The following is a 13415-nucleotide window of genomic DNA, read 5'->3' as shown; positions in this document are numbered from 1 at the left end:
GATTTACTCAATAGGTATAGAAGTGCTTTCAAACTCTTTCGTGCTTGTTATTTGAGCTATTATATCGTCTTTAGGAGCTCTGATGTATTTTAAAAACTCTTTTGTTGTAGTATGTCCACTTAACTCCATAATATGATGGACATCCATACCAGATTTATATTTAAGTGTGCAAAAGGTTCTACGGGCTGTATGGCTCATTATGAGTTTGTACTTTTCAGTATATTTTGTAATTTTTTTACCTCCAATTGTCTGTTCAGTTTTTATTTTTCGATTGATTTTTGCTTTTTGAGCTACTTTTTTAATATAATCATTCAATTTCTGAGGAGCAATCTTAGGTGGTAATTCGCCATTATATCTATCATCCATGATTTGTTGGATGACAGGCGTAATTCTACATAGGACTTCTTTCCCTGTCTTTTCTTGTTTAATCTTTATGTAATTAACCCCATCATTAATTTGAATCTCTTGACTTGCTAAGTCGTGATAATCGCTAATACGCTGTCCAATTTCACAACCAATTAAGAATACATCTCTTGCTAAAATATAATGAGTTTTATCTAATTCAGTTTTGTAGAGTGTTATCAGTTCATCCATTGTTAGAAAAACTGCCGTAGTCGTTTCTTTAGAAACCTTAAACTTTTTAAACTTGAAATTAGTATGTAACTCAGCATATAATGCAGCATTCATAAACCCAATAAGGTTTTTTATCTGTTTCCCAATAGTATTGATACTATAATACTTATCATCATCCTTCCCATACGTTTTATTATTCATATAGTCCAAAAACTCTGAGTAAAACTCCTCATCAATAGTATTAAAATCAAGTTTATAACCAGACTCTTTTTCAAATTGTATGAGATGGTTTTGAGTCTGCTTGTAAGTACTAACAGTAGCACTTATTGACCTTCCCTTAGAAACAGGCAGCTCTTTTTCTTTTCTATTGATGTGACTCTCGATAAATTCTAAAAAAGTTGTTGGCTCTTGCTCTTCAATAATCTCACTAGACTTATTTGTAAATCGTTTAAGATGCTCTTTTAAATCATTGCGAGTAAAAGCAATCTGTTTGGAGTCACAATCAGACACATAATCAAAAGTCTCTGATTCTAAATCTCTCATTAAGTCATTAATTTCATTACTATTCCTAACGACAGCGACATTCTTCACTCTTTTTTTCGCAGAATCCCAATACTTAGGATCAATTGCATATCCGATACTATATTTTAAACGAAAATCTCTACCGTTTGAAAAGTCCATATAGATTGATTGCTCTATATTTGCACCCTTTTTTAATCGGAAATTTATCGAACCAGTTGTTCTCTTGACTTTACTCACTTTATATTTTTTTAGATTACTAAAGATAAGCTATTGAGAGATCAGAGACAACAAAAGGGACAACAATTGATGAGCAATTATAAATTTCTGTGATATTAAAAAGAATTGACATTAAGGCTGTGTAAGACTCAATAAGCTACTGTTAGTATATTTGAGTTCATTTACGTTTAACAAGGTTGGATTTAACGTGGTACTGGAGGTACCACTAAAAGCCCGATCTGAAGATCGGGCTTTTTGTTTTAAGAAGTGTATTTTACAATTCTATTTTATAACTAGATGATATTAGTAATTGACATAGGTAATACTTCCATAAAACTGTCTGTAATGGATCATTTAAACGTGTATAAACTTATACGCTCAGATGTATCTACATTCACAAATGAGATTTTAAATCTTAAGCAAGTTTATCCAGATATTAAAGAAGTTGCTTATTGCAATGTAGGAGATTTTCCATACGAACTAAAAGAATTCTTAAAAGTAAATTTTGAAGTAGTTTTTGAGATTAATCATCAAATAAAACTTCCATTTAACAATCGTTATGAAAGCTTAACATTGGGTAACGACCGTATAGCTCTTGTTGCTGGAGGCTTGTTTACCGAAGGCAACAACACACCGCTACTAGTCATAGACGCTGGTACTTGCGTTACTTACGACTTTATAGATAGTGATAAAAACTACTTTGGCGGAGCTATTTCCCCAGGATTACAGTTGCGTTATCAATCGCTTCATAATTTTACAGAAAACCTACCGTTATTAAAACCTCAACCCACTAAAAATATTACAGGTTACAATACCGAAACCTCGATACACAGTGGAGTTGTACTCGGAATGACCCTTGAATTAAAAGGAGCCATAAAACAATATAGAAAAGCACATAAAGACCTAAAAGTATTAATAACTGGAGGCGATAGCGAGCTATTGGTAAAACAACTAAAAAACCGTTTCTTTGCCACGCCTTTTTTGATGCTTTACGGCATCTATAATTTATACCTATTTAATAAGAACCTATGATAAGAAGTTTAGTAATTGCGATAGTAATTTTTACAAGCATAAATTGCTTTGCACAATCACGCACTTCATCACCTTACTCCTTCTTTGGTTTAGGGCAACAAACATTTAAAGGCACAATTGAAAATCGTAGTATGGGAAGCATGCTTACTTACGTAGACAGTGTTCACATAAATTTGAGAAACCCTGCTGCCTATGGTAACCTTAGAGTTACTACTTACGCGTTAGGAGCAGTTCATTCTGAAACTTGGGCGTCTACTGAAACAGAAAGCGATACCTATTCTGCTACTACGATAGAATATGTGAGCATAGGTATTCCCTTGGGCAAAAAAGCAGCTTTTGGGTTTGGCCTAGTACCTTTCAACTCGGTAGGTTATGAAATAGGTAGCATTACAGAAACCGTATATTCTAGATTTACTGGAACTGGAAGTATCAATCGAGCCTATCTAGGTTTTGGCTATAAAATTACACCAGCGTTAAGCATAGGTGGTGAATTTAGATATAATTTTGGTGAGGAAACAAACGGTTCTAGTGTTGCCCTAGCTGGACTGCAGTTCGGTACTAATGAAACTAACGAAACTGATTTTAGTGGTGCCTCTATTAATTTAGGCCTACACTATCAAAAAATGATCACTAATAAACTGGAGTTACAAGCCAGCGCCGTATATAGTCCAGAGAGCGATTTGAATGCAAAAAACGAAAGAAGCTTATCCACTTTCAGTCTATCTGCTGATTTTAATGAATTCACCGTTAGTAGAAGAGCATCAGAATTTGATGAGCAAGAACTCAAACTACCGTCAGAATTAACATTCGGTTTAACTGTTGGACAACCGCTTAAGTGGAATGCAGGAATAGAATATTCAACTCGCGGTAGTAGTGCCATTACCTCTAGATCATTTGCCCCTTCTGGAACCACTTTTAAGGACGCTGCCACTTTTAGAGCTGGTGGTTTTTACATCCCTAACTATAATAGTGTCACTAGTTATTGGGATCGTGTAGTTTATAGAGGTGGATTAAGATTTGAGGAATTAGGACTAGAAGTAAGTGGAGATGGAGCAAATTCTGCAGACATTAATGAGTTTGGCATATCTTTTGGATTAGGATTACCAATCGGCAATAGATCAGGTTTTTCAAACGCAAACGTAGGTATTGAAATAGGACAACGAGGTACAGAAGATTTCGGTTTAATTAGAGAACGATTTTTTAATATTTCCATAGGTTTATCACTTAACGATGTTTGGTTTATCAAGAGAAAATATAATTAAGAACAATTCAAATCATTATTATGAAACTTAAAAATACAATTATAATAGCGCTTAGCTTTTTTAGTTTCGCTTTCGCGAAAGCGCAAGTATCACCACAATGTGCTAACGATTTAAGCTTATTTGCAGAAAATGCTAAAGCCAAAAATTATGAAGAAGCGCACAAACAGCTACTTCAATTAGTTGAAAAATGTCCTGATGCGAGTGCTGCCATATATCAATATGGAGAAAAAATCTATGAGCATAGGATAAAAAAGAAAATAGGTGAACAGAAAGACAATGTAGATGGTCTACTTAAAATGCTTAATACCCAGGTTTCTAACTATCCAGATAAAGTAGATGTTACTAGAAAAAAAATTGAGATAGCTAGAACAATGCAAAAGTATAAAGTAGGTTCTATTGAAGAGCAATTCAACATGTTAGATGGATTGTTTCAAACAGATCAAGAAAACTTTACTGACCCTAATGGGATGATGACTTATTTCTCTTTAGCTGAGAAACAGTACAATAGTAATAAAATGGATCTTCAAAGACTTTTTGATATCTATGATAAATTAACTAATCATATTGAGGCGCTTCAAGATGAAAGATCTAAAGTGGTTGCTGATTTAATGACAAAGCAAGAAACAACAGAGCTTACTGAAAAAGAACAAAAAACTATAGGCTATCAAGAAGCTAACCTAAAAAATTATGGTATCGTAATGGGTAGTGTAAATGGAACATTAGGTGAACTTGCTGATTGCGATAAATTGATTCCACTTTATGATGCAGAATTTGACGCAAATCAATCTGATAAAGATTGGTTGAGCAACGTTTTAGTAAGACTTCAAAAGAAAGATTGTACTGACGCTCCTCTTTATATCAAATCTGTAAAAGCACTCCACGTAATAAACCCTAGTGCTAAAACAGCTTATGGTTTAGGTAATATTGCAGAGACTACTGCTGAGAAAATGCAATATTGGGATCAAGCAATTGAACTAGGAATAGGTGACGATTATAAAGCAACAATCTATTACAAAAAAGGTAATATCTATAAAAGTAAAGGACAATTCGGTAGTGCTAGAAAAGCATACTTATCTGCAACTGAGTTGAGACCATCTTTTGGAGCACCATACCTTCAAATAGCTGGTATGATTTCTGGAAGTAATGCGAGCTGCGGCTCAAATCCATTTGAAAAAAGAGCCTTAAACTGGGTAGCTGCAAGATATGCTTACAAGGCTGCAAGAGTTGATCCTTCTATAAAGAAAAGTGCTAACAAGGCTGGAGATGACTACAACGCTGCGGCGCCTGGAAAAAGAGATGTCTTTTCAAATAGCAGTTACAATTCTGGAGACAGAATCACTTTCAATTGCTGGGTAGGAGAATCAGTAACTATTCCTAACTTTTAATGAAATCTTTATTTCACATATTCAAATTCACGATCACGGCACTAGCCGTGATCTGTTTTTTGGCATCATGTGAGGATAACCTAAAGGAAATTCAAAAGATGGAAATCGCCTCTAACGAGCCAGTAGGTGAAGTAGAGAACATGCTTTTAAAACATACCGATAGCGGCCTATTAAAACTAAGCATTAAAGGAAAAAAAATGCTGGATTTTTCAAATGATGAATTCCCTTTTACTAAATTTCCTGATGGAATTGAAGTAAAAGTTTATCAATACGCTAATAACAAAACTAATCTAACTACTATCACAGCAGACGATGGAACTCTGTACGACGAGACTAATCTTATCGACTTGCGTGATAACGTAAAGATTGTTACCAGCGATGGCAACATTTTTATGGGCGACCAGCTTTACTGGGATCAAAAAGCAAAATGGATTTTTACAAATCAAGAGTTTGAAACCTCTATTGTAAATAGTGAGGACAATCAAAACATAGGTAAAACAACAGGAACCGTTCTTGACGCAAATGAAAATTTAAAAAAATTGATTGCTAGAGATCCAGATGATACCTTTGTACCAAAACAAAATAAATGAGCAAATTCTTCAAATACTTCGAGTACGCCTATCTAATTTTTGCTGTAGTTTTTGTGATTACTGGCTTTTATGAATTAGGGAACGACCCCAATCAGGCTTACCTGCTTTTTGGAATGGCAGCCGTTGCTATATTTATGTTCTTCTTTAAGAGACGATTTCGTCGTAGATTTGAAGATCGCAACAAATAGAAATGCTCGTTCAAATACTTATCATCATCACGATGCTCGTGCTCAGCGCTTTTTTCTCAGGCATGGAGATCGCTTATGTTTCTTCAAACAAGATACATATTGAATTAGAAAAAAGGCAAAACGATCTTATAGGTCGAGTTTTACGCAATCTTACCGCTCGCCCTTCTAAGTTTATTATTACCATGCTCATAGGTAACAGCATCTCGCTAGTTGTTTATGGTTTTGCTATGGAAACCTTGATCAGCACCCATTTAATTCAAGTATTTCCAGAATATGCTGATGTACTCAATAACCTTTTAGTCCAGACAGCACTCACTACTTTAATTATACTACTTACTGCAGAATTTTTACCAAAAGTCTTCTTCCAGATTTACTCTAACGAGCTATTGAAGTTCTTTGCTATTCCTGCCTATATTTTTTATCTAATTTTCTGGCCGGTCTCCTTATTTTGTATTCTAATTTCAGACTTTATTTTAAAAACCTTCTTTAAATCCAGCGGTGATGCATTGCAATTGAGCTTTTCTAAGCTAGAACTAGGAAATTACATTACAGAGCAAATGGAAAGTGTAGAGATTAAAGAAGACATTGATACCGAGATACAAATTTTTCAAAACGCACTGGACTTTGGAGGTCTTAAAGCTCGAGAAGTAATGGTTCCAAGAACAGAAATGATTGCTGTGCATCAAGACACCGATGTAAAAGAACTCAATAAAAAATTTGTAGCTACTGGACTGTCTAAGATTTTGATCCATGAAGATACTATCGATGATATTACCGGATACGTACACAGTTTTGATCTATTTAAATCTCCAGAAAGCGTAGAAAAAATAAAGCGAAATGTGATTAATGTTCCAGAAACAATGCTTGCAAAAGACGTTTTAAGCCTGCTTATAAAACGCCATAAAAGTATTGCTATAGTTCTTGACGAATATGGTGGTACCAGTGGTCTGATTACTGTAGAAGATATCATCGAAGAGCTTTTTGGAGAAATAGAAGACGAGCATGATTCTGATTTATTGATCGATCATCAAATTAATGAAAATGAGTACAAACTGAGCGCTCGACTAGAAGTAGATCAAATCAATGAAAACTACAATCTAGACCTTCCAGAAAGCGATCAATATGAAACTTTAGGTGGCTTAATTGTAAACGAGACTGCTGGTATTCCTGAAGAAGGAGACGTTGTTGTTATCAATGGTAACAGCTATAAGATCCTAGAGAAGTCAGATAATAAAATTGACTTGGTTTATTTGACACTGGGCGATCCAGAGTAAAAATTACCCAACTTTTTTTCTCTCTTAATATGGTTTAATCCTCTCTAATTGGATTATAATTCCGCTTTCGCGAAAGCGGAAACATCATCATCTTCCCTACTCTATTAAAAATTATCATTAAAACCGTGTTTAATGCGGTAGCATGCTTTATTAATTAGGTGGAAAACACTATTTTCGCCCTCATTAAAAAATTAAAAAATTTACAATGGCAGTATTAGGTAAAATTAGAAATCAAGGAGTTATTTTGATTCTAGTAATTGCGCTAGCATTATTTGCTTTCATTATTCAAGGTGTTCTCACCTCTAACGGACAAAAACAAGACGATGCAGTAGGCTACATAGGAGACACTGAGATTGATCGTGAGAGTTTTGCCAGAAAAGTAGAAAATGCATCTCAAAACAGAGGAGCAAATTTCTCGCAAATTCAAGCTGTAAATTCAGTTTGGGATCAAGAAGTACGTAATGCTGTTTTAGCTCAACAAATAGAGGCTGCAGGAATTAAGGTTACCGATGAAAAAGTTGCTGAACTTGTAAAAGCAAACTACAAGAGTAATCCACAATTTCAAAATGAAGATGGATCGTTTAATGAGTCTCAATTCAAAACTTTTGTAGCAAATATTAAACAATCAAACGGCGCAGCATGGAATGATTTTATCGCTGGTACCGCGACTAATGCACAGCAAGAACAATTTTTCAATCTGCTGAAGTCTGGACTTATCGCTACAAATGCAGATGGTGAGATGGAATACAGAATGGAAAATGACAACCGTTCATTCTCTTATGTAAATATCCCTTACACTACTATTGCAGACAGCCTAGTTGAAGTGACTTCGTCAGAAATCAGTGATTATGTAAGTAAGCATAAAGAGCAATTTAAAGTAGAAGCACAAAGAGATATTGAATTTGTGCTTTTTGAAGACAAAGCGTCACAAGAGGATAAAGATTCTTACAAGGCAGATCTAAGCAAATTATTAAGCGAGCAAACTTTGCGTAACTTAAATACTAAAAAGGACTATACAGTTCCTGCTATCACAGAAGCTGAAGACTTAAATGCTTACGTAGCCCAAAACAGCGATTTACCTTACGACGATCGTTATGTAATGGTTTCTAACCTTCCTGCAGCTGCAAAAGCAGCAACTAACGTTGAAAAAGGTAACACTTATGGACCTTATGAAGATGGTGAGTACATGAAGTTATCTTTAGTTGAAGATAAAAAAGTCATTAATGACAGTGTAAATAACAGACATATACTTATTGCGTATCAAGGTGCTCAAAGAGCTGAACCTACTATTACAAGAAATAAAGAGGCTGCAAAGAAAACTGCAGATAGCATCTTTGCACTTATAGGTCAAAGCAAAAGTAAGTTTGACACAAAATTTGAATACTTCAAAGAGAATAAGGAAGTAGCAAACGGACAAGACATCGGTTGGGTAGTTTATTCAGGTAATGCAAGAAACTACGCTGCTGGATTTACTAAGTTTCTATATGAGAATGAAGAAGGAACTGTAGGTATTGCAGAGTCTGCATTCGGTTATCATATTATTAGAATAGATGATGTAGCAGCTCCTAAAGATGCTATTAAGCTTGCAACCGTTGCAAAAAAGGTTATCGCATCTAAGAAAACTGGAAAAGAATTGTTTACTAAAACAGTGAAGTTCCAGAAAGCAGCAAAAGATGGAGACTTTGTTGCTCTTGCAAAAGAAAACGGTGTTACTTCTACACCAGTAAACAATCTAAAACCACTTGATGAGACATTACCTACAATAGGTAAGAACAGAAGAATCATTCAGTGGGCATTTAATGAAGACAGAGCTGTAGGAGACATAGAGCGATTTGAAACTTCTCAAGGTTATGTAATCGTAAAGCTGAACAAGAAAAGTGCAGCTGGTAACATGTCAAGTGAAGAAGCTAGTGCAAAAGTTGCTCCTATCTTAAGAAAGGAGAAAAAAGCAAAGCTGATTATGGATAAGATCAACGCTAGCGAAGTTTCTGAAATTGCAAAGAATCAAGGTCAAACCATGAAAAGTGCCGCCAATGTTAACCGTAAGAACCCAACTATTCCTGGCGTAGGAGAAGAGCCTCTAGTAGTAGGTACTGCCTTTGGTCTTGATCAAGGCGCCACTTCAAAGCCTATTGCTGGTGATAATGGTGTTTTTGTAATTAAAGTGACATCAATTGAAACAGCACCAGACTTACAAAACTATACTTCTAACGCAAATACAATTGCTACACAAGCAGCAAATCAATCTACTTCTAAACTAGTAGAAGCATTGAAAAAATCTGTTGAGATAGAAGATAATAGAGCTGTTTTCTATTAATCGGTAGTATACAATAAATTAAAAACGCCACTCGACTGAGTGGCGTTTTTGTATAGGTAACAACGTGAGTTCAACCTAACGTCATAAATAAATAATTGAACTTCAAACATTAAAAAAAACTGTCAAGTCGAGCGCAGTCGAGACTGTGTATAGATTAACTATATTTTCTCGTTTTCGATTGCGCTCAAACTGACCTCTCAACTCTTTATTTAATATCTCATTGATGAATATATAATTGCAGCCTTTTTTAGATTGAACTCACGTTAATATTGTTATTGGTTTCATCTAGTAATTTAAAACCACATCATCCCACTCAATAATAATCTCATATCCTTTGTTCTTGAAATATTCACGATGCTCAAGTCCACCAGTAGCCAAAACAAAATCGCCGCCCCAACCGCCTAAAGATTTTATTGCTCCTTGATAATCATCAAACAGCTGCTGCTTAATAGGAGCAATTCCCACAACTGCAGAGATCATCTCTTCATGTCGTGTGATACATTTTTCAAACATCAACAAATCGTCTGAAGCATCTATAAAAGCTTTGGGCATATTACTTAGTTCCTCTCGATAGGATTGTGTTAAAAGTCCCTTATCAAATTTTGCTATGGAGTCTCGACTGTTTTGCTTCCTATTCAAGTAAACAAAAAACAGTTCTTCTTTTATCGAGGGATTAAAATCTACTGCATTAAAAAACGGCTCTTCGTTATTATAATTATAGATAATGGGTTTAGGAGCAGTTGCACAAGCAATATCATAACCACTACCGCCAAAACACTTGAATTGCAATTGATAAGGATCACAGCCTAACCATTGAGCTACACATGATATTAATGTTGAACTAGTTCCCATACCTGATTTTCTATCAAAATCTAAAGTAGTCACCGCATCAAAACCTCTTAAAGACTTATTTGAAGTTAGATGCAGCGCCGTATTTAAAATCTCACTCAGTTTAAAAGTAATAGGGTTATCACAATTGATACAATCGGAATACAAGTCATGAACATTAGTAACTACTTGATACCACAACTCTCCATCACTATTATAACTTTTCCAAGTGATTTCTTGATCATCTCGATCGGTGATTTCTAAGTACTGATTCAATTTTAAAGGTACTGCCAGTGCTGGCACATTATCTAAGACGGCATATTCTCCGGTAATTAAAAATTTCCCGTGAGCTGTATATTTTTTGGTCATTTTGGTTGCCATGGTATTCAACAGGTATTATTCGCTAAATTTTACTGTAGATTGTCGCTCTCTATTCACATGTAATTGGGTGACGTCTGGTCGAGAATAATGACCTACTACGTCAAAGTTTTGTTTTTCTTCTAACACTCGATTAAAATCTAAAGTTGCGTAGATCAATTCCTCTTTACCTATTTGTGGTTCAACAATCCATTCTCCATCGGGACCAGCAATGCAACTGCCGCCATTTGCTAGAACATATGGTGACTTTTCAAGTATTTGATTTAAATGCGGAGTATTCTCTGGAAAATCGCTCCTAAACATAGTTGAAGATACTGACAGCACATAACAACGACCTTCGCGAGCAATAAATCTCGTTATGTCCTTGGTGTTATGATCACTTCCTGGCCAGCAAGCCACGTGCAAATTAGTTCCTTGAGCATACATGGCAGCGCGAGGTAATGGCATCCAGTTTTCCCAACAGTTGAGACCACTCACCGTAAAATCTTTTAATTTATGAGTCACCAGCCCATTTCCATCTCCAGGCGACCAGGTCAAACGCTCGTCATACGTAGGCTGTAATTTACGGTGTACACTTTGAATCATTCCTTGTTGATCTATGTAAACCATACTGGCATACACACTATGTCCACCGCGGTCTTCAGGTCGTTCTATAATTCCTAAATAGATGGATATATGTTTCGCTTTCGCGAAAGCGCAAACGGCATCCAGCTCTCCTTTTTCTATACAGACAGCGTTCAATACATATTGCCTGTGCAATTCTTTCACCTCTTTTTTATTCCACGCAGCACCATCCATTAAACCTAACCAAAATGGATAACCAGGAACCAATCCTTCACCAAAAACAACCAACTCGGCATTTTCCTTAACAGCATCTTCAAGAGTAGCTAAGATTTTATTTAATGTGGCTTTTTTATCCAGCCATATCGGCGAGATTTGAGCAAGAGCGACTTTTATATGGGAATTCATAATAACTAAAATAAAGTTTGTAAACGATCGATAATCGCTGGTAAATCAATTAACAGAATAGAGAAAACACCTGCACCTATGATTACTTTCAATATGAAATGAATGAGCAAATACTCTCTTTTACGTCTAGAAGACCAGATCAATGGCAAACAAACCAATAAAGCTCCTGTGATGAGTGTGAAGTAATACTGCATATGCCCTATCTCAAAATAAGTAATAAGAACTGTAATAGGAACAATCGTTAAAAACGTGAGAAAGGTATAGAACTGTTTACTGACCTTTTCTCCCATAACTACCGGAATCGTTCTATAATTTTGGGCGAGATCACCTCTTAAGTTCTCTAGATCTTTTACTAACTCTCTCATTCCTAAAATTAGAAATAAGAATCCTCCATGAACCAAAATTACAGGATAGAAGTTTTTGTAATACATAAACAATACAAAAAACGGAGTAACCGCAAGAAGTGCGGCCATCAAATTTCCTAAAAACAAAGTTCTTTTAAGCTTATGCGAGTAAAACCACATCGCAAAAATATAAAAGGCAAAAAACAATCCTGCTCGCCAAGAAACAATACTTCCTAAAACAAAAGCAATACCATTAACGGTAAAATAAACCGACCATAAAGTAGATCGCCTGACTTTGTTTTCTAGTAATGTTTTTTGAGGTCTGTTGATCAAGTCTTTTTCTCGATCATAAAAATTATTGATGATATAACCACCAGCAATTGCGGCACTAGTTGCAAAAATGATCATCCATAATCGGTAATCCAGTAAAATAGACTTCACTGAAAGCTCTGGAGCAATTATAAAAATAGCCGCCAGTAATTGTGCAAAACCTACTAAAACAATATTATACAAACGAACGCTAGAAAATAGACTCAAAGCTTTTATCAATAATGCCTTAAAGTTATTTGATGTGTCTAACTGATATGTCTGCTCTTTATTCACATAGCTAATTTACTACATAGGTATCACATTCAGCTTTATTTAAGAATAGGTTAATGTTATGTACTGTTATCGTGTTTGATAAATTTGGGAATAATGAGGTCTCGTAATAATTAAACTATTTTATAGTAAATTCAGTCATCGTTAAAGATTTTATCATGCTACACAAAAATCTACACAGTTTAAAAATACTAGAACAAAAAAGACAAGCTTTAAGAAAAAGAGCTACTCCAGCTGAAAAATTTCTTTGGAAGCATCTTAAGACGAGACAAGTTGAAAACATGAAATTTAGGAGACAACACAGCGTTAGGTTTTTTATTTTGGATTTCTATTGTATCAAATACAACCTCTGTATTGAACTCGATGGTGCCTATCATTTCTTTCCACAACAACAAGAATATGATTGTTTGCGAACGGAATATTTAGAATCTAAATTCATTACAGTATTAAGATATGAGAATAAGTATGTGTTTGACAACTTAGAATCGGTCTTAAAAGATATTAAAGATCATAAGGCTACTTATAACTATAAAGCGTTGTGATTATATATTTTTAAATATGTTTTACTACATAAAATGTAAAGAGAATTCAATAATCATCGTAGCCGACCACTCCTGAGCAGAATTACCAAATCGGTATTCAAATGTAAATGATTCTAGAGGTTCTTTAAAACACCGCAGCCAACCACTCCTGATTGCATCGCTGCTGGTGCAGCGAGGTCAATCTGTCCTCGCCTAGCCAGGCAAGGAGCTTTTACTCTTGTGTTTTTACTCAACCGTGCTATTTGCAGAAAAGCTCGTCGGATGCAAAGCCAGGCGAGGTCCTTTTACACTTCAAAAATGAGTACACAACATTCAAAAGTTATAAGATCGCACAATATTGCTCCTCGCCTAGATAGGCGAGGTGGCAATAAGCGAGCGATAGCAGAGCAAAATTG

The 13415-nt window shown here is 35.3% G+C and carries 12 protein-coding genes; 8 read left to right on the top strand and 4 right to left on the bottom strand.

All coding sequences use genetic code 11. The features are described 5' to 3' along the window. Positions 1-3 precede the first annotated feature (3 nt). The gene (locus DDD_RS09505; protein ID WP_111474706.1) at positions 4-1332 is read right to left on the bottom strand and encodes a tyrosine-type recombinase/integrase; all 1329 of its coding nucleotides are present in this window, start codon (positions 1330-1332) and stop codon (positions 4-6) included. A gap of 276 nt (positions 1333-1608) precedes the next feature. On the opposite strand from DDD_RS09505, the gene DDD_RS09500 reads away from it, so the two are divergent. From DDD_RS09500 to DDD_RS09470, 7 genes are all read left to right on the top strand, one after another. Further along, the gene (locus tag DDD_RS09500) at positions 1609-2343 is read left to right on the top strand and encodes a type III pantothenate kinase (protein ID WP_041567067.1); all 735 of its coding nucleotides are present in this window, start codon (positions 1609-1611) and stop codon (positions 2341-2343) included. Continuing rightward, on the top strand, positions 2340-3605 hold the full coding sequence (locus tag DDD_RS09495; protein ID WP_041567066.1) for a hypothetical protein: 1266 nt from the start codon (positions 2340-2342) through the stop codon (positions 3603-3605). Before DDD_RS09500 ends, DDD_RS09495 begins: the two co-directional genes overlap by 4 nt. A 20-nt stretch (positions 3606-3625) precedes the next feature. Continuing rightward, positions 3626-4990, top strand: a complete 1365-nt coding sequence (locus DDD_RS09490; protein WP_015362622.1) for a tetratricopeptide repeat protein — start codon at positions 3626-3628, stop codon at positions 4988-4990. Then, positions 4990-5580 carry an LPS export ABC transporter periplasmic protein LptC gene (gene lptC / locus DDD_RS09485; RefSeq protein ID WP_041567065.1) on the top strand — a complete coding sequence of 197 codons (591 nt, stop codon included), beginning with the start codon at positions 4990-4992 and terminating at the stop codon, positions 5578-5580. The genes DDD_RS09490 and lptC overlap by 1 nt, the downstream gene beginning before the upstream one ends. Beyond that, complete coding sequence (locus DDD_RS09480; RefSeq protein ID WP_015362620.1) at positions 5577-5768, top strand: LPXTG cell wall anchor domain-containing protein; 192 nt, start codon at positions 5577-5579, stop codon at positions 5766-5768. The genes lptC and DDD_RS09480 overlap by 4 nt, the downstream gene beginning before the upstream one ends. A 2-nt stretch (positions 5769-5770) precedes the next feature. After that, entirely contained in the window at positions 5771-7042 is a 1272-nt protein-coding gene (locus DDD_RS09475) for a hemolysin family protein (RefSeq protein ID WP_015362619.1), read from the top strand. Between the two features lie 205 nt (positions 7043-7247). Beyond that, complete coding sequence (locus DDD_RS09470; RefSeq protein WP_015362618.1) at positions 7248-9359, top strand: peptidylprolyl isomerase; 2112 nt, start codon at positions 7248-7250, stop codon at positions 9357-9359. Between the two features lie 285 nt (positions 9360-9644). Here the strand turns inward: DDD_RS09470 and DDD_RS09465 are convergent, their stop codons facing one another. The 3 genes from DDD_RS09465 to DDD_RS09455 are packed head-to-tail and all read right to left on the bottom strand — an operon-like array spanning position 9645 to position 12481. After that, on the bottom strand, positions 9645-10568 hold the full coding sequence (locus tag DDD_RS09465; protein WP_111474705.1) for a GYDIA family GHMP kinase: 924 nt from the start codon (positions 10566-10568) through the stop codon (positions 9645-9647). A 15-nt stretch (positions 10569-10583) separates the two neighbouring features. Beyond that, positions 10584-11534: a carbon-nitrogen hydrolase family protein gene (locus DDD_RS09460; RefSeq protein ID WP_015362616.1), complete on the bottom strand. Its 951-nt coding sequence runs from the start codon at positions 11532-11534 to the stop codon at positions 10584-10586. A gap of 5 nt (positions 11535-11539) precedes the next feature. Further along, positions 11540-12481 (bottom strand): geranylgeranylglycerol-phosphate geranylgeranyltransferase, encoded by a 942-nt coding sequence (locus tag DDD_RS09455; protein ID WP_015362615.1) that lies wholly within the window; start codon positions 12479-12481, stop codon positions 11540-11542. 155 nt (positions 12482-12636) lie between these two features. Between DDD_RS09455 and DDD_RS09450 the strand changes: the two genes are divergently transcribed. Further along, positions 12637-13020 carry an endonuclease domain-containing protein gene (locus tag DDD_RS09450; protein ID WP_015362614.1) on the top strand — a complete coding sequence of 128 codons (384 nt, stop codon included), beginning with the start codon at positions 12637-12639 and terminating at the stop codon, positions 13018-13020. Positions 13021-13415 lie beyond the last annotated feature (395 nt).

Source organism: Nonlabens dokdonensis DSW-6 (genome assembly GCF_000332115.1).
GTDB lineage: Bacteria > Bacteroidota > Bacteroidia > Flavobacteriales > Flavobacteriaceae > Nonlabens > Nonlabens dokdonensis.
The sequence above is the reverse complement of the archived record's forward strand: the minus strand, read 5'-3'. Positions and strand labels throughout refer to the sequence as shown.